The organism is Caldovatus aquaticus (assembly GCF_019458025.1).
Classification (GTDB): Bacteria; Pseudomonadota; Alphaproteobacteria; order Acetobacterales; family Acetobacteraceae; genus Caldovatus; species Caldovatus aquaticus.
Genome location: NZ_JAHZUY010000012.1, coordinates 1 through 16,819 on the forward strand (window position 1 = coordinate 1; position 16,819 = coordinate 16,819).

Here is a 16,819-nt window from a genome sequence, read left to right on the forward strand (position 1 = left end):
CGACACCCTGGCGCGACGCTTCGGCGCGGCGGCCGAGCGGGGCCTCGCCGCCCTCGCGGCGCGCGATCCCGAGGCGGCGGCGCGCCAGCGGCGCGAGGCCGAGGCGCTCCCGCCCGGCCCGGCCGGCCGCCTGCTCGCGGCCCCAGAGGCCGCGCGACGGCTCCGCGAGGACCCGGTCCTGGGCGCCGAGGTCTGCGCCGCGCAGCGCGCCGAGCTGGAGGACTGGGCGGCCGGCCTCGCCGGCCGCGCCAGCCTCGCCGGGCCCGGCGCGCCGGCCGTGGCGGTGGTGCCCGTGCCGGTGGACCGCGCGCCGGCCGACGCCGTCGCGGCCGAGGACGGTTACGCCCCTCCGCTCCCGCCCGTGCTGCTATGGCCGCTGCTGCCGGTCCGCCGCCACGGCCTCGTCGCCGCCCCGTTCCGCCCCGCCCCGCGCCTCCACGCCAGGACGAGCGCGCACCTCTTCGAGCGGCCAGCGCGGCCGGGGCGCGTGATCGAGCGGGTCCGCAAGCCCCAGGCGCAGGCGTTCGATCCCCGCCCACGCCACCATCACGGCGTTGTCCGTGCACAGCCGCAGCGGTGGGGCGACCAGGCGCACCCGGTTCCGCCCCTGGGCGCCTTCCAGCCGCGCCGCTAGCGCCGCGCGCACGGTCGCGTTCGCCGCCACGCCGCCCGCCACCACCAGCGCCCGCGCCGCCGGCAGCATCGCGAGCGCGTGCGCGGCGCGGTCGGCCAGCACCTCGGCGACCGCGGCCTGGAAGGAGGCGGCGAGGTCGGCCCGTCCCTGCTCGTCCGCCGCCGCGCCCTTCGCGACCAGGTGCGCCACCGCGGTCTTGAGCCCGCTGAAGGAGAAGTCGCAGCCCGGCCGCCCGAGCAGCGGCCGCGGCAGGGGAAAGCGCCGGGGGTCGCCGCGCGCCGCCAGGCGCTCGAGATGCGGCCCGCCGGGCCAGGGCAGGCCGAGCAGCTTGGCCGCCTTGTCGAAGGCCTCGCCCACCGCGTCGTCGAGGGTGGTGCCGAGCCGCCGGTAGCGCCCCACGCCCTCGACCGCGACGCACTGGCAATGGCCGCCGGAGACGAGCAGCAGCAGATAGGGGAAGTCCGGCGGTCCGCCCTCGATCAGGCCGGGCAGCCGGACGGTCAGGGCGTGCGCCTCGAGGTGGTTCACCGCGACGAAGGGCAGCCCCCGGGCGAGCGCGATCCCCTTGCCGAAGCTCGCGCCGACGATCAGCCCGCCGATCAGCCCGGGCCCCGCGGTCGCCGCCACCCCGGCGAGGTCGCCGGGCGCGAGGCCGGCGCGCTCCAGCACGGCGCGGGCGAGGCGCGGCAGGTGGCGCAGATGGGCGCGCGCGGCGATCTCCGGCACCACGCCGCCGAAGCGGGCGTGCTCCTGCTCCTGGCTCAGCACCGCCTCGGCCAGCACCGTGCCGTCGCCGGCGAGCACCGCCGCCGCCGTCTCGTCGCAGCTCGATTCGAGGCCCAGCACCGCGCCCTGCGCCGCCATCGCCACCTTCCGTCCGTCCCGGCCCGGCTCTAATAGGCCCCGCCATGTCGGCCGGCCATCCATCCCCCCCGCACGGGCGGCGCCCCGGATCCCCGCCGCCCGCCGGTCCGGCGCCCCGCCCCGCCGTGCCGGTGCGCCCGCACGGCCGGCCGCTGCCGCTGCGCGTCGGCACGCGCGGCTCGCCGCTCGCGCTCTGGCAGACGCGCGACTTCCTGCGGCGGATCAGCGGCTTCTGCCCGGTGCTGCGCGCGGCGCAGGCCTTCGAGGAGCACGCCATCACCACCTCCGGCGACCGCATCCAGGACCGCAGGCTCGCCGATCTCGGCGGCAAGGGCCTGTTCGCCAAGGAGATCCACGAGGCGCTGCTCGACCGCCGGGTGGACTTCGCGGTGCACAGCCTGAAGGACCTCGAGACCGAGCTGCCGCCCGGCATCGTGCTCGCCTGCACGCTCCGGCGCGAGGATGCGCGCGACGCGCTGATCCTCGGCCCCGGCTGCCGCGCCCCCGATCCGGCCGACCCGTGGGGCGCCATCCCCGCGGGCGCCGTCGTCGGCACCGCCTCGGTCCGCCGCCAGGCGCAGATCCTGCACGCGCGGCCCGACCTCAAGGTGGCGACGATCCGCGGCAACGTGCAGACCCGTCTCGCCAAGGTGCGCGAGGGGGGCGCCTACGCCGCCACCCTGCTCGCGCTCGCCGGGCTGCGCCGGCTCGGGCTCGAGGGCGAGGCGGCGCTGGTGCTCGACGCCGAGGCGATGGTGCCGGCGGCGGGCCAGGGCATCGTCGGCGTCACGGTGCGCGCGGACGACACCGAGCTGCGCGAGCTGCTCGCCGCCATCGAGGACCCGGAGGCGCGGGCGGTCTCGACCGCCGAGCGCGCGCTGCTCGCGGCGCTCGACGGCTCCTGCCGCACCCCGATCGGCGGCCACGCGCGGCTGCTGCCGGACGGGCGGCTGCACCTGACCGGGCTGGTGGCGCGGCCGGACGGAAGCTTCCTGCTCAAGCGGAGCCTGACCGGCACGGTGGCCGAGGCGGAGCGGCTCGGCCGCGCGCTCGGCGAGAGCCTGCGGCGCGACTCGCCCGCCGACATCTTCGCGTGAGGGGGCGCGGCCGCCGTGAGCGCCTCCGCCCCTGCCGGCCGGACGCCGCCGGACGCCGTCCTGATCACCCGGCCGGAGCCCGGCGCCGCCGAGACCGCCGCGCGGGTGGCCGCGCTCGGCTGGCGGCCCGTGCTCGCGCCGGCGCTGGTGCTCGCGCCCCGGCCGGAGGCCGCCGCCGCGGCGCTGGCGCGCCCGGCCGCGGCGCTGCTGCTCGCCAGCCGGGCCGCCGCCCGCGCCTTCGCGCCCGGGGCGGCCGGCGTCGCGCCGCCGCCGGTGTTCGCCGTCGGCGCGGGCACCGCCGCGGAAGCGCGCGCCCGGGGCTTTCCCGAGGTCGCGGCGGCGGAGGGGACCGCGACCGCGCTCGCGGCGCTGGTCGCCGACCGGCTCGATCCCGCCACCGCCGGACCGCTGCTGCTCGCGGTCGGCGAGGGCTATGGCCAGGACCTTGCGGCCGCGTTGCGGGCACGCGGCTTCCGTGTGCGGCGCCGGGTGGTGTATGCCGCGGCGCCGGCCCGCGAGTTGCCGGAGCCGGCGCGCGCCGCGTTGCAGGCGGGCGAGGTCGCCGCCGCCCTGTTCTTCTCGCCCCGCTCGGTCGCCGCGACCATGGCGCTGCTGCGCCGCGCGGGCCTGGAGGCGACCCTCGCGCGGATCACGGCGCTGGCGATCAGCGCCCGGGTGGCGCGGGCGCTCGAGGACGCCGCCCCGCCCGGCGGCTGGCGGTGCCTCCGCATCGCCGCGCACCCGGGGGAGGAGGCCATGCTGGCGCTGCTCGGCCCGCGCCGCGCGGCGGCGGCCGGGACGGAGCCGGCGCCGGGACGAGCGGAGGACGGCGTGCCGTGGCTGGACGAGGCGCCGCAGCGCGGCGCGGGAAGCGCAGGAGTGGCATGAGCGAGCAGACCCCGAAGGACCCCGCCGCCGCGGCCGGCACCGGCGCCCCGCCTGCCGAGGCCGCGGCGCCTCCCCCGGCGCCGGAGGCGGCGCCCCCCGCCGCGGCCGTGCCGCCCGCCCCGCCGCCTCCGGCCGGCCTGGCGCGGCGCCTGGCCGGGATCGAGCCGGCGGCGCTCGCCTGGCTCGCCCTGGCCGCCGTCGTGCTGGTCATGGCCGTGGTCGCGCTGTGGCGCTCGCCCGTTCCGTCCGCCGAGACGGCGAGCCGGATCGCCGCGGTGGAGGGCGCGGCCGAGGGGCTGAACCGGCGCCTCGCCGTGCTGGAGGAGACGGGCGCCCGGCTGGAGCGCCTGGAGGCGACGCTGGGGCAGCGCCTCGGAAGCCTCGCCGAGGGCATGGACCGCACCCAGCGCGCGCTCGCCGCCCTGGAACAGCGCCTGGGCGCGGTGGAGCAGCAGCGCCAGCAGCCGGCGTCGCCGGCCGCGGCCGATCCCGCGGCGCTGGAGCAGCGGATCGTGGCGCTGGAGGCCGCGGTGGTCGCGCTCGACGCGCGCCCTGTCGCCGATCCGGCCGCGCTTGCGGCGCTGCGCCAGGCGCTGGAGCAGCTCGCGGTCCGCGCCGAGCGCGCCGCCGAGCGGCAGGAGGCGCTGCTCGCCCGGCTGCAGGCGGTCGAGGCGGAGGCGGCGCGGCGCCACGAGCTGCTCGCCCGCACCCTGGCCGACCGCCTGGCCGCGCTCGAGCGCACCGTCACGGAGCGCGCCGCCGCGGCCGAGCGTGCCGCGGCCGAGGCCCGCCAGGCGGCCGAGCAGCGCGTCGTGGCGCTCGAGCAGCGCCTCGGCGCGCGCCTCGCGCAGGCGGAGCAGGCGACCGCCGCCCAGCTCGAGGCGCAGGCGCGGCGCCTGGCCGCGCTCGAGGGCCGCGCCGCGCGGCTCGCGGCGCTCGACGCGCTGCGGGCGCGGCTGGAGGCCGGGCAGCCGCTCGGCCCGGCCCTGCGCGCGCTCGGCGCCGCCGAGCCGCCGCCGGCGCTCGCCCGCTTCGCGGACGCGCCGCCGCCGACCGAGGCCGCCCTGCGCCTGGGCTTCGAGGAGCACGCCCGGGCCGCCCTCGCGGCGAGCGAGGCGAAGCCTCCCGGCGGCGAGGGCGGCGTGCTGGAGTCCGCGCTCGCCCGCCTCTCCGGGCTGGTGACGGTGCGGCGCGGCGAGACCGTGGTCTGGGGCGACGCCGCCGCGGCCGAGATCGAGCGCGCGCGCCGCGCGCTGGACGCGGGCGACCTCGAGGCCGCGCTCGCCGCCCTCGGCCGGCTTCCCCCGGCCGCGCAGGAGGCGATGCGGCCCTGGACGCAGCAGGCGCGGGCGCTGCTGGAGGCGCGCGCGGCGCTGCACCAGCTCGCCGCCGCCCCGGCCTCGGCAGGCTGAGCCGCGATGCGCCGCGCCCTCGCCCTCCTCGTCCTGCTCGCCGCCGGCGTCGCGCTGGCCCTCTGGCTCGCCGACCTCGGCGGGATGGTGGAGATCCGGGTGCGCGACACCTGGATCGGGGTGAGCTTCCCCGTCGCCCTGCTGCTGCTCGCGCTCGGCTTCCTGCTGCTGCACGGGCTGCTGCGCGCCCTCGCCTGGCTGCGCGGCCTGCCGGCGCGGCGGCGCGCCCGCCGCGCGGAGCGCCGCCGCATCGAGGGCGAGGCGGCGGTGACGCGCGCCCTGGTCGCGCTCGCCGCCGGCACCCCGGCGCAGGCGCGCATCGAGGTGCGGCGCGCCCGCGTGCTGCTCGGCGACACGCCGCAGGTCCTGCTGCTGGGCGCCGAGGCGGAGCGCCTCGCCGGCCGCGAGGAGGCCGCGGCGGAGCTGTTCCGGGCGCTTGCCGCGCGCGAGGACAGCGCCCGCTTCCTCGGCCTGCGCGGCCTGCTGCGCCAGGCGATGGCGCGGCAGGACTGGGCGGCGGCGCGGCGCCTCGCGCGCGAGGCCGAGGCGGTGCAGCCGGGCGCCGCCTGGGTGCGCGAGGAGCGGGCGCGGCTCGCGCTGCTGACGCACGACTGGCGCGAGGCGCTGGCCCTCGGCGCGCCCGACGTGCCGCGCGCGGCGCTGGCGCTGGCCGCCGCGGCGCAGGAGCCGGATCCGGACAAGGCGGCCGAGCTGGAGCGGCAGGCGGTCGCCGCCGATCCGGGCTTCGTCCCGGCGGCGCTGGCGTATGCGCGGCGGCTGCGCGCCGGGGGCAGCCCGCGGCGGGCGCGCGCCGTGCTGGAGCAGGCCTGGATGCTGACCCCGCATCCCGAGCTCGGCCGGGCCTATCTGGAGGAGGGCGAGGACGCGCTGGCGCGGGTGAAGCTCGCCGAGGAGCTGGTCCGGCGCAATCCGGACCACCCCGAGAGCCGGCTGCTGATGGCGCGCGCGGCGCTGGACGCGGGTCTCACCGGGCGCGCGCGGAGCGTGCTGGAGGCGCTGGTCGCCACGCCCGGCGCGGCCGATCGCCGCGCCTTCCTGCTGCTCGCCGAGCTCGAGGAGACGGAGCACGGCGACAGCCCCGAGGGCCGCGCGGCGCAGGCGCGCTGGCTGCGCGACGCGGCGAACGCGCGGCCGGAGCCGCGCTGGCGCTGCACGAGCTGCGGCGCGGAACACCCGGCCTGGGAGCCGGTCTGCGGGGTCTGCCAGACGGTGGGGCACATCGTCTGGGCGGCGCCCGGAACGGCGGTGACGCAGGCGGTCGCGGGCGGCGCCGCCCCGGCCACGCCGGGACCGCAGGCGCGGGCGGCGGAATAGGCGGGCCGCGGGCAGCCCGCCCGCCGCGGCGCGCGAGGCCCGCCGCGGCGCGCGAGGCCGGCAGGAGGATGCGCACGCCGGCCGCGCCGGGGCATCCGGCGCGCCCCCGGCCGCGGCGCCTTCGCGCACGCCGCGCCGTGCGCAGGCCGTGGGCACGGGCCTGCATGGGCGGGCTGCGGGGCGCGCCGGCACGGCCTTGCGGCGAAGGGAGGTGGTCCCGCGGCGCGACGGATGATACCATTGCGTAACGGGGCTGGCGGGGACAGCGCGGCCCGTCGGGATCAGGTCATGAGCGCGAAAATCACGCCGGCCCCTGCCGGGTTCCTCCTGTCCGATGCGCCGTTCCTGAACGGGAACAGGATTGCGGTCTATTCTTATGCCGCAACCGCGATCTATGGTCTGCTTGTTTTCTATGCGTACTATCGCGGCTTCTGGTTCAGGGATGCCGCCGGGTTCCCGACGCCGACGGATTTCGTAAGCTTTTGGTCTGCCGGATTCATCGCGTACGCCGGGCGGGCTCCAGAAGCATACATCTGGGAGCTACACAAACAGGCAGCAATTTTCGCAATCGGACGCCAATTCGAAGAAATTTTTCCTTGGCATTACCCGCCTACGTTCCTCCTGGTCGCCCTGCCGCTGGCGTGGTTGCCCTATCTGCAGGCCTGGTTCCTCTGGGTGGCGCTGAGCGGAGCGTTCTTCCTGGCCGCGCTGCGCCGGATCCTGCCGCGGCTCGCCGTTCCGGTCGGGCTCGCCGCGCCGACCTCGCTCGCCTGCGCCGTGGTGGGGCAGAACGGCTTCCTCACGGCCGGGCTGATGGCGGCCGCCCTGGCGCTTCTCGACCGCCGGCCGCGGCTCGCCGGCCTGTTCCTCGGCCTGCTCACCTACAAGCCGCATTTCGGGGTGCTGTTCCCCCTGTTCCTGGCGCTCGAGAAGCGATGGAGCACCATCCTCAGCGCCGCGGCGTCCGCCGTCGCCTTCGCGGGGATCTCCGCCCTCGTGTTCGGAACGGACACCTGGCGGGCGTTCTTCGAGTCGATCGCCGTCACGAACGCCATGCTGCATGCGGGCGCCGCCGGGTGGCACAAGCTGCAGTCGGTCTATGCCCTGTTCCGGCAGCTCACCCGGGACAACCTGGTGTCCTGGGCCGCGCACGGCCTGGTGGCGGCCGGCGTCGGCGCGCTGGCCCTCCGCGTCTGGACCCGCTCCGCATCGCCCGCCGTCAAATCGGCGGCGCTCGTCGCCGCCTCCTTCCTGGTCGCCCCTTATGCCTACGTCTATGACGCGGTGGTCCTGACGGTCGCTGCGGCCTTCCTGGCACGGGATGGGCAGGAGCGGGGATTCGGCCCGTGGGAGAAGATCCTGCTGTGCCTCGCCTGCATCGTCCCCGCGTTCTTCTATGTCCTCAACACCACGGCGTCCCTGGTTGCGGGCTTCCTGCTCCTGTTCGTGGCCGTCCGGCGCGCGTAGCGTTTCGCACCGCCCCGCAGCGATCCCTTCCCCCCATCGCATGCGCGGGAACCGGTACGGACCTGGCGCGCGCCGGCGTCGCGGCGGGCGGGCAGCCGAGCCCGGTTCTGCCGGCGCCGCCTCCCGCACCCTGGAGCCGTTTCCGCTCGGCGGTGCGCGCGGCGACGGCTCCGACTCGTCCTCTGCCGAGCCGATTCACGCTCCCGGCTGTCTCCGGCCGTCCGCGATCCGCCCTATCCGATTCGCGCCAGCATGCCCCGGTGGTTGACCAGCCGCGCGAAGCCGCGCCCGACGACGTACCAGTGCACGAGGAACGCCTCGCGGGCGAGCCGCGCGAGCGTCGCCGGCGTGGCGCGGAAGCGCGCCTCCGCCGCGCAGGGCGCGACGGCGAGGCCGAGGCCGCGCGCCATCATCAGGGCGCGCGCGAGGTGGTGGCGGCTGGTGATCAGCAGGTCGGGCGGGGCGGGCGCGGCGCCCCAGACGGCGCGGAAGTGGCGCAGGTTCTCCAGCGTGTGGCGCGAGCGCGCCTCGGTCGCGAGACGCGCCGGCGCGAGCCCGGCGGCGAGCAGATGACGCCGCCCGGCCTCGGCTTCCGCCGGCAGCCCCGGCCGCGTCGCCCCGCCGAGCAGCACGACGGCCAGCGACGGATCCCGCGCCGCGAGGGCGGCGGCGCGGTCCAGCCGCGCGCGGAAGACGGCGCAGGGCGTGCCGTCGCGCCGCAGCCGCCGCCCGAGCACGAGGACGCGGCGCGGCGCGCCGGCGGCGGGCAGCGCCTGCACGGGCGCGGCGCGGGCGACGCGCAGCACGTGCCCGAACGCGACCGCCAGGCTGATCCCCGCCGTCGCCAGCGCGACCACGCAGGCGAGCAGCAGCGTCGCCAGCCCGTCGCCCCCGAGGAAGGGCTCGACCGCACCCCCGGCCGCCAGGGTCCCGTCCGGCGGCCAGGCGCGCGCCGCGCCTGCGGGAATGCTCCTTTCCCCTCCCTCCATCGCGCGACGGTCCTGCGACGGGCCACGCGGCGCCGCGGCCTCTCCTCCGCCCCCCTACTCGCGCAGTTGCGGATTGTCGAAAAGCGGCTCGCGGTAGCGGCGCAGCGCCGCCGAGAGCGCCGCCGCCAGGTCGCGCCGCTCGGCGTCGCCGAGGTCGCGGCCGATCTCCACGGCGCGGCGGCGCGGCGCGGTCAGGTGCAGCTCGCAGGCGGCGCCCGCGCGCTCGCGCAGCGCCACGCGGGACCAGTAGGGATCCAGCGACTCCTCCTCGCGCCGGCCGCGCCCGTCGCAGCGCGTCACGGTCAGGCGGCCGGCGGTGAGCTGCACGATCTCCAGCCGCCGCGCGCTGCGGCGCCGGTGCAGCGCGATCAGCCCGAGGACCAGGCCGAGCTCGCCCCCCAGGAAGCCCGTCACCGGCCAGGCGCCGAGCGCGGCGAACAGCGCCGCCGCGCCCGCCGCCGGCAGGGCGAGCAGCAGCGCCAGCGCGCGCAGCCCGGCACGGCCAAGGCCGCGCGGGGGGGTGATGACGGCTTCGAACAGGAGGGGCTCGGACGGGACCGGAGGGACTGCCATTGCGGCCGGACATGGGTTAGGGCTTGCCGTACCGCCATCCTGCCACACCGCACGCCGCATGTCCGCCCCCGCCCGCCGCGCCGGCCGCCGCGCCTCCCCTGCCCGCACGCCCGCCGGGGAGCCGCCCGCGCGGCCGGCGAGCCGTGCCGCACCGGCCGCCGCGCCGGGGCGGGCACGCGCCGGCGCGGCGGCCGCAGGAGCGGCGGCCGGCAGCGGAGGCAAGGGCCGGACCGCCACCGCCGCCCCCGCGGCGCCCCGGCACGGCACCGCGGACGCCCCGCGCCGCGCGCGGCCGCTGTCGGCCGCGCCGGCGGCGGCCTTCCTCCGCGCGCTCGCCGCCGCCAACCCGTCGCCGCGGACCGAGCTTCACTACACCGATCCCTTCACGCTGCTGGTCGCCGTGGTGCTCTCCGCCCAGGCCACCGACGCCGCGGTCAACCGCGTCACCCCGGCGCTGTTCGCCGCCGCGCCCACCCCGGCGGCGATGGCCGCGCTCGGCGCCGAGGGGATCGCCCCCTACATCCGCAGCATCGGTCTCTGGCAGGCGAAGGCGCGCAACCTGGCGGCGCTCGCCCGCCTGCTGGTCGAGCGCCACGGCGGCAAGGTGCCGCGCGAGCGCGCGGCGCTGGAGGCGCTGCCCGGGGTCGGGCGCAAGACCGCCAACGTCGTGCTCAACGTCGCCTTCGGCGAGCACACCCTCGCGGTGGACACGCACATCTTCCGCGTCGCCAACCGCACCGGCCTCGCCCCCGGGCGCACCCCGCGCGAGGTCGAGGAGCGGCTGGTGCGGCGCTGCCCGCCGGAGCTGCTGCGCGACGCCCACCACTGGCTGATCCTGCACGGCCGCTATGTCTGCAAGGCGCGCCGCCCCGAGTGCTGGCGCTGCGTCGCGCGGGCGCACTGCAACTACCCCGACAAGGTCCTGGTCCCGCCGCCGGCGGGCGCGCAGCCCGCGCGCCGCCGGGGCGCCGCGCCGGCGCCGGAGGCCGGCGGCAGCGCCTGATCCGGCCTCGCCGCCCGGTCCGCAGGCGCCGGACGCCCGGAGCGGTTCCCGCTCGCCCGCGGTCGCGGCAGCGGCTCCGGCTCAGGGGCGGGTGCGGCGGGTCACGCTCCCGTTCCCCCTGTCCCCCGTCCGCGACCGGCGTGCCCGCGCGCCGCCGGCGGATGTCAGCGCGGCGCCGCGGGCGGCGGCGGCAGCGCCTCGCGCTGCACCGCACCGGGCAGGGCCGGCCCGGCGGCGGCCGGCAGCCCGGCGCCGGGCGGCGCATAGGCCGGCGGCCCGGGCGGAGGCGTCGCCGGCAGGGCCGCGCCCCCGCTGCTGAAGCGCAGCAGCACCCCGCGCAGCGGGTCGGAACCCGGATTGTGCACGGCCATCTCGATCACGATCTGCCGCGGCGAGACCTCCCGCCCGTAATAGGCCCGGTTCCAGGCGCTGCGCTGGCTCAGGATCGAGCCCTCCAGCGTCAGCCCCGCATACAGCCCGCGCGCGCGCGCGAAGGCAACGATGTCCGCGCCGATCGCGGTGGTGAGCGCGCCCTCGACCCCGACGCCGAGATGCGCGAACGCGACGGAGGCGTCGGCGCCGATCTTGAACTGGCTGTCGAGCAGCGCGTTCAGGCCGCGATCGGTCAGGATGATCATCATGATCTGCAGGTCCTGCACGCCGATCTGCAGCCCGGCGCTGACCGAGGCGATGCCGTAGAAGGCCGGCGAGGACCAGGAGCCGGCGCCGTCGCGCGCGAGCAGCACGCAGTCCCCGCCCTCGCCGCCGAAGAGGAAGCCGGCGCGGAAGACGCGCGGGCAGACCATCACCGCGCGGGCCCGGCGCAGGAGCCGCGCCGCCTCGCTCGCGCCGTCCCCGAGCATCAGCTCCTGCACCGCGAGGGTGGCCCGGTCCACGACGGCCTGCTGCTCGGCCTGCGCGCGCGCGGCCCGGGGGACGCCGAGCAGGAGCAGGAGAAGGGCCAGGATCGCGGCGGTTCCGGGACCGGCCAGGGTCAGCAGACGGCGCATGAACCTTTCCCTCCAAGCCCTTGATCCGCTGGCATCATACGGACCGGATCGCGGCGCAGGCAAGGCAAGCTTCGGGCAGGGGCGGGGCGGCCTTTTCGCGCCGTCACGCCGCCGGCCGGTCTGGCTCGGCCGCGGGCAGGGTCCAGGGCTCCTCGTTCACCGCCGCGACGCGCCAGTCGGTGCCGTGCCGCTCGAGCCGCGTCAGCGACAGGTTGCGGATCGAGAAGTGCAGCGCCTGGTGCGGCGTGAGCCCGATCGCATGCGCGAGCGCGGCGCGGATCGAGCCGCCATGCGCGATCACCACCACGTCCTGGCCCTCGAGCAGGTGCGCCATGCGCTCGAGCGCGGCGCCGACGCGCGCCAGCACGTCGCGGAAGCTCTCGCCGCCCGGCGGCCGCTCCTCGCCCGAATGCGGCCAGAAGGGGTGCGGCGGCTCGGTCAGGAGGGCCGGCAGCGCCTCGTGCGGGATGCCCTGCCAGGCGCCGAGATGCTGCTCGGCGAAGTCGGGCTCCTCCTCGAGCGGCTGCTCCGGATAGCCCGCGGCAAAGATCGCGGCGGCGGTGGCGCGGGTGCGCGAGAGGTGGGTGACGAACCAGCGCGCCGGGTGCGGCAGCCGCGCCGCGAGCCAGCGGTAGAGCGCCGCCTCCTGCCGCAGCGCGAGGTCGCACAGCGCGACGTCCATCGCCCCGTAGAGCACGGCGCGGGCGGAAGGCTCGACCAGGGCGTGGCGGACCAGGAAGAAGCGGGTGACGGGAGAGGACACGGCGGAGATGTAGTCCGCCCGGCTGCCGGGGAAAACGGCGTGGCCGGGAGCGTGCCGCCGGCGCGGGCGGGAGTGCCCCGGCGCGGCCAGGCCGTCGCGCCCCCTGGCCCGCCGCCATGGCCGCGGCGCGCTGGGCAGTAAGGGTTCGTTCAGCACGCCTCCGCACCCTGGGCCGAGCAGTCCGGTCCCTCGCCCGAGCCCAGCGCCGATGCCGCTCCTCGCCGCCGCCGCGCCCACATCGTTCCGTGAGGCCGCCGGCATGGCGACGGGCTTCGGGGCGGACACGCCGGAGGCGACGGGGCCGCGGGGGGCCGGGGCAAAGGGGCCGTGGAGAGAGGCGCAGGGGGCAGAGGCGCCGGGGGCAGAGGGGTCGAGGGCGGAACGGGTGCGAACCGGGGCGCGAGAGGCAACGGGGCCGCAGGCGGGCCACGCGCTGGCAACCCTGGTGCTGCGCCTCTCCGACGCGCCGCGAGGGGCGCTGCGGGCGGCGCACCGGACCGTGGCGCGCGCGCTGCTGGCGGCGGAGGCGGAGCGGTTCGGCGACGCCGCACCCCGGCTGGCCGAGACCGGCGCCGAGGGCGACCCGGTTCTGCTCGGCCTGCCGGAGCGCGAGGCGCGGCGCATCGCCGCGATGCTGGAGGGCGTGTTCGGCCGCGCCCTGGCGCCGGGTCTGGCCGAGATCCTGCCGGCGGGCGCGGAGGCGCGCGCGCTGCGGCCCTCCGGGCCGGACGCGGCGGGCGCGCCTGGGCTGGACGGCCCGGCGGAGGCCGCCCTGGCGGAGCTCGACGCCCGCATCGCCGCCCTGCCCCTGGCGCAGTGCGCGCGCCGGGAGCCGCTCCTCCGGCTGCACCCGCGCGAGCGCCCCGGCCTGGCCGGCCTCCGCCTCGCCCTCGACGCCGCGGCGCTGGCCGCGGCGCTCGGCCCCGCGCTGGCCGGGGATGCCGACCTGCTGGGCCACGCTGCGGCCGTCCTGGCGCCGCGGCTGCTGCGCGCCCTCGCCGACCCGGCGGCGCGCGCGGAGGTGCTCGGTTCCGCGCCGGACGGTGCGGCCCCGCTGTTCGTCGCGCTGCCCGCGGAGGCGGCCCGGCAGGCGGCGGCGCTGCTCGGCGCGGCGGCGGCTGCGCCCGGCCTGCCCCGGATGGTGCTGATGGTGCCGCTCGCGGCGGTCGCCGCGCAGCCCGGCGGGCTGAGTTCGCTGCGGGCGGCGGCGGAGGGCGGCGCCGTGGCGGTCGCGCTCGAGGGGCTTGACGCCGAGGCGCTGGGCCTGCTCGCGCCGGAGGCGGCCGTCCTCGCCGAGGCCGAGCGGCTGGCCCTGCGCTGGTCGCCGCGCCTCGCCGAGGACCGCGCCGCGGGCGCGGCGCTGCGCCGGCTCGACCCGGCACGGCTGCTGCTGCTCGGCTGCGACGGGCCGGAGGCGCTGGAATGGGGCGCCGCCCACGGCATCGCCTGCTTTGGCGGGCCGTGGATCGGCCTGGCGCTGGCCGCCCTGCGCCGGCTCGCCTGCCCGCACGCCGCGGGATGCGCCCTCGGCGCGTGCGCCGCCCGCGCCGCCGCGACCGAGGCGGCGGGGCGCGCCGGCTGCGCGAACCGCCCGCTGCTCGCGGCGCTGCTGCCGGACCGGGGTTTCCCCGCGTGATCCTCGCCGCGCACAGACCGGCGGAGGACGGCACCGCGCCGGCCGACGCCGGCACGCTGCCGATCCGCGCGGCCGCCGTGCTCGCCGCCGGGGCAGGCGGCGGGCGGAGCGCGGCGGTGGAGCTGGTCGCCCTGGTGCGCGATGCCGTGGCGGCCGGGGCGGAGCGCCAGGTGCTGCTGCTGCGGCTCCCCGCGCTGCTGCGCGGCGGCGGCCGGGGCGCCCGTCACGCGGGCCTGCTGCGCGAGGCGCTGGCGCCGCTCCGGCAGCATCCGCGCCTGCGCGTCTTCGACCTGCCGAACGGGGACGTCGCGGCGGTGGGCGGGCCCCGGGCGCCGCAGCTCGAGGCGGCCCACGGCGCCTTGCGGGCCATGCTGGAGGACGGGCCCGGGCCGGACGGAAGGCCGCCCGCGGCGGTCCGCCTCCATCGCCTGCCGGAAGAGGCGGCGGCGGTGCTGGCCGCGATCGAGGACGCGCTCGGCCTGACCGCCGCCGCATCGCCCCCCGGCCACGCCGCAGGGGCCGCCCAGGCGCCGCGGGCGCCGCTCGACGGGGCCGGGCTGGCCGCGGCGGAGCGCGCCCTGGCGATGGCGGACCTCACGCCGTTCCTGCGCCGCCAGGCGGTCTGCCGCCTGTCCGGCGAGGACGGCGCGGCGCCGGAACCGCTGTGGGAGGAGCGCCGGGTGCCGCTCGCCGAGATCGGCGCGGTGCTGCTGCCCCGCTCCGATCTCGCCGCCGCGCCGCACCTCGCGCGGCGGCTGCGCCGGGCGCTCGATCGCCGGCTGCTGGCCGAGCTGGCGCGGCCGGAGGAACTGCGCGACCTGCACCCGCTGCTGCTGCCGCTCGCGCTGGAGAGCGCGACCTCGGCGGAGTTCCTGCGGTTCGACGCCCTGCTGCCGTCCCGCCTGCGGGCCGGGGGCGGCCTCGCCGTGGCGCTCTCCGCCGAGGACGTGCTGCGCGACCCCGCCGGCTACGCCTTCGCGCGCGACGTCCTGCGCCTGCGCGGGCACAGGGTCGTGCTCGACCTCTCCTCCCCGGCGCTGGCGCCGCTGCTGCCGATGGCCCGGGTGCGGTTCGACCTGCTGCGGCTCGACGCCCAGGCGGTGCAGGCGGAGGCGGAGCCCGGGGCGATGGCGAGGCTGCGCGCGGCGCTGCCCGCCGAGCCGGGCCGCGTGGTGCTGTCCGAGGTCGAGCGTCCCGCCGCGATCGCCTGGGGCTGGGAGATGGGCATCACCCTGTTCCAGGGGCGGCTCGTGGAGCGCCGGCGCATCTTCGGCTAGGGCCGTTTCCGCCCGGCTGTGCGCGCGGCAACGACTGCGCCTCGTTCTCTGCCGCGCGGATTCACGCTCCCGGCTCTTCCCGGCCGTCCGCGATCCGCTCCACGGCCGTTCCCGCCCGGCTGCGGGCGGCAACGGCTGCGGCCGGGTGTCGGCCGAGCGGGTTCGCCCCCGGCGGTCTCCCCCCGCCCGCGATCCGCGCGCGGGCCGGCCCGCGGCGCCCGCGCCCTCAGCCCGTCACGTAGCCGAGCGCGCGGTCGCGCGCGGCCGCTTCGGGATCGCGTTCCGCCGGGTCGCCGAAGCCGCCGCCGCCCGAGGTCTCGAGCCGCACCACGTCGCCGCGCCGGAGCAGCACGCCGTCGCTCTTGGGCGGGATCGGCGTCGCCTCGCCGTCGCGGATCAGGAGCAGCCGGCCGCGGCGGCCCGGGCGCCCGCCGGCAAGCCCGTAGGGCGGGAAGCGGAAGCGGTCCATGTTGGCGGTGAAGAGGCAGCTCGGGCTCTCCACCCGCCACTCCCGCACCAGGCCGAGGCCGCCGCGGAAGCGCCCGGCGCCGCCCGAGTCCGGCACGAGGCCGTAGCGGGGGATGGAGAGCGGCATCTGGCTCTCGATCATCTCCACCGGGATGTTGGCGTTGTTGTGCATGCCGAAGGAGAAGGCGCTGACGCCGTCCTTCGCCGGGTGCGCGCCGGTGCCGCCGATCTCGATCTCGACCAGCACCTCGCGGTGGCCGTCCTCGGCGATGGTCTGGAAGGTGGCGACGTAGCTGCCGCCGTAGTAGGCGGCGGGGATGCGCTCCGGCAGCGCCTGGTGCAGCGCGCCGAACAGCACGTTGGCGAGGCGGTGGGTGGTGGCGACGCGGTGCGCGACGGCGGCGGGCGGGCGGCAGCTCGTGACGCTGCCCTCCCGGTGGCGGATGCGGATCGGGCGGTAGCAGCCGGCATTGGCCGGCATCGCGCCGTCGGTCGCGGCGATGACGGCGTAGTAGACGGCGCAGTCGGACATCGCCGGCGTGCAGTTGACCGGGCCGCGCTGCTGGTCGGCGCAGCCGGTCAGGTCCACCTCGATCTCGTCGCCGGCGACGGTGAGGCGGGCGTGCAGCCGCACCGGCTCGCCCGAGACGCCGTCGTCGTCGAGGAAGTCCTCGAACTCGTAGGTGCCGTCGGGCATGGCGCGGATCGCGGCGCGCATCGCCGCCTCGCTCATGTCGAGGATGCGCGCGGAGGCCTCGAGCAGCGCCGCGGCGCCGTAGCGCGCGGCGAGGCGGCGGATCGCGGCCGCGCCGACCTCGAGGCTGGCGAGCTGGCTCTGCAGGTCGCCGAGCATCAGCGCCGGCTTGCGCACGTTCTGGCCGATCATCGCCCAGACCGCCTCGTTGCGCCGGCCGTCCTCGATCAGCTTGAGCGGCGGGATGCGCAGCCCCTCCTGGAACACCTCGGTCGCGGTCGCGGCGTAGCTGCCCGGCGCCATGCCGCCCATGTCGATGTGGTGGCACAGCGCGCCGACATAGGCGACCCGCACGCCCTCGTGGAACACGGGCCGGAACACCAGCACGTCGTTGAGGTGCTGCGCGCCGCAATAGGGGTCGTTGGTGATCACCACGTCCTCCGCCCCCCACCGCGCCGGGTCCACGAAGCGGTCGAGCAGGGCGCGCAGCGCCGCGCCCATCGAGTTCAGGTGCTGCGGGATGCGCGCCGACTGGGCGACGTTGTTGCCCTCGGCGTCGAAGACGGCGGTGGAGTAGTCGAGCAGCTCGCGCACGATGGTCGAGCGGCTGGTGCGCCAGATGGTGACGTCCATCTCCGCGGCGGCCGCGGTCAGGGCGTTGCGGATCACCTCGATCTCGATCGGGCCGAGGGTCGGGCGCATGCGGTCC

Annotated in this window: 14 protein-coding genes; 8 read left to right on the plus strand and 6 right to left on the minus strand. The window is 78.7% G+C overall.

Features of this window, described 5'->3' with window-relative positions:
- Positions 1–367: 367 nt before the first annotated feature.
- Positions 368–1,498 (minus strand): tRNA (adenosine(37)-N6)-threonylcarbamoyltransferase complex transferase subunit TsaD, encoded by a 1,131-nt coding sequence (gene tsaD, locus K1J50_RS06840; RefSeq protein WP_220116964.1) that lies wholly within the window; start codon positions 1,496–1,498, stop codon positions 368–370.
- Positions 1,499–1,542: 44 nt separating this feature from the next.
- Between tsaD and hemC the strand changes: the two genes are divergently transcribed.
- From hemC to K1J50_RS06865, 5 genes are all read left to right on the plus strand, one after another.
- A complete protein-coding gene (gene hemC, locus K1J50_RS06845; RefSeq protein WP_220116965.1) occupies positions 1,543–2,595 on the plus strand; it encodes a hydroxymethylbilane synthase in 1,053 nt (350 codons plus the stop codon).
- Between the two features lie 15 nt (positions 2,596–2,610).
- Positions 2,611–3,483: a uroporphyrinogen-III synthase gene (locus tag K1J50_RS06850; protein ID WP_220116966.1), complete on the plus strand. Its 873-nt coding sequence runs from the start codon at positions 2,611–2,613 to the stop codon at positions 3,481–3,483.
- Positions 3,480–4,895 (plus strand): coiled-coil domain-containing protein, encoded by a 1,416-nt coding sequence (locus tag K1J50_RS06855; protein ID WP_220116967.1) that lies wholly within the window; start codon positions 3,480–3,482, stop codon positions 4,893–4,895. Before K1J50_RS06850 ends, K1J50_RS06855 begins: the two co-directional genes overlap by 4 nt.
- Positions 4,896–4,901: 6 nt before the next feature.
- Complete coding sequence (locus K1J50_RS06860) at positions 4,902–6,230, plus strand: heme biosynthesis HemY N-terminal domain-containing protein (protein ID WP_220116968.1); 1,329 nt, start codon at positions 4,902–4,904, stop codon at positions 6,228–6,230.
- 288 nt (positions 6,231–6,518) lie between these two features.
- Positions 6,519–7,697 carry a glycosyltransferase family 87 protein gene (locus K1J50_RS06865; RefSeq protein ID WP_220116969.1) on the plus strand — a complete coding sequence of 393 codons (1,179 nt, stop codon included), beginning with the start codon at positions 6,519–6,521 and terminating at the stop codon, positions 7,695–7,697.
- A gap of 233 nt (positions 7,698–7,930) precedes the next feature.
- On the opposite strand, the gene K1J50_RS06870 is transcribed toward K1J50_RS06865, so the two are convergent.
- Entirely contained in the window at positions 7,931–8,686 is a 756-nt protein-coding gene (locus tag K1J50_RS06870) for a YdcF family protein (RefSeq protein ID WP_220116970.1), read from the minus strand.
- Between the two features lie 54 nt (positions 8,687–8,740).
- The gene (locus K1J50_RS06875) at positions 8,741–9,259 is read right to left on the minus strand and encodes a DUF2244 domain-containing protein (protein WP_220116971.1); all 519 of its coding nucleotides are present in this window, start codon (positions 9,257–9,259) and stop codon (positions 8,741–8,743) included.
- A 295-nt stretch (positions 9,260–9,554) separates the two neighbouring features.
- Here K1J50_RS06875 and nth point away from each other — a divergent pair, with 295 nt between their 5' ends.
- Entirely contained in the window at positions 9,555–10,262 is a 708-nt protein-coding gene (gene nth / locus K1J50_RS06880) for an endonuclease III (protein WP_220117031.1), read from the plus strand.
- 164 nt (positions 10,263–10,426) lie between these two features.
- Here the strand turns inward: nth and K1J50_RS06885 are convergent, their stop codons facing one another.
- Positions 10,427–11,272, minus strand: coding sequence for a lipid-binding SYLF domain-containing protein (locus K1J50_RS06885; RefSeq protein WP_220116972.1), 846 nt, complete (start codon positions 11,270–11,272; stop codon positions 10,427–10,429).
- A gap of 103 nt (positions 11,273–11,375) precedes the next feature.
- Complete coding sequence (locus K1J50_RS06890; RefSeq protein WP_369413537.1) at positions 11,376–12,035, minus strand: histidine phosphatase family protein; 660 nt, start codon at positions 12,033–12,035, stop codon at positions 11,376–11,378.
- A 445-nt stretch (positions 12,036–12,480) separates the two neighbouring features.
- On the opposite strand from K1J50_RS06890, the gene K1J50_RS06895 reads away from it, so the two are divergent.
- Together K1J50_RS06895 and K1J50_RS06900 are read left to right on the plus strand one after the other, a co-directional pair.
- The gene (locus tag K1J50_RS06895; protein ID WP_220116974.1) at positions 12,481–13,671 is read left to right on the plus strand and encodes a hypothetical protein; all 1,191 of its coding nucleotides are present in this window, start codon (positions 12,481–12,483) and stop codon (positions 13,669–13,671) included.
- On the plus strand, positions 13,668–14,948 hold the full coding sequence (locus tag K1J50_RS06900; protein WP_220116975.1) for a hypothetical protein: 1,281 nt from the start codon (positions 13,668–13,670) through the stop codon (positions 14,946–14,948). Before K1J50_RS06895 ends, K1J50_RS06900 begins: the two co-directional genes overlap by 4 nt.
- Positions 14,949–15,174: 226 nt before the next feature.
- On the opposite strand, the gene K1J50_RS06905 is transcribed toward K1J50_RS06900, so the two are convergent.
- Positions 15,175–16,812: a hydantoinase B/oxoprolinase family protein gene (locus K1J50_RS06905; RefSeq protein ID WP_220116976.1), complete on the minus strand. Its 1,638-nt coding sequence runs from the start codon at positions 16,810–16,812 to the stop codon at positions 15,175–15,177.
- Positions 16,813–16,819 lie beyond the last annotated feature (7 nt).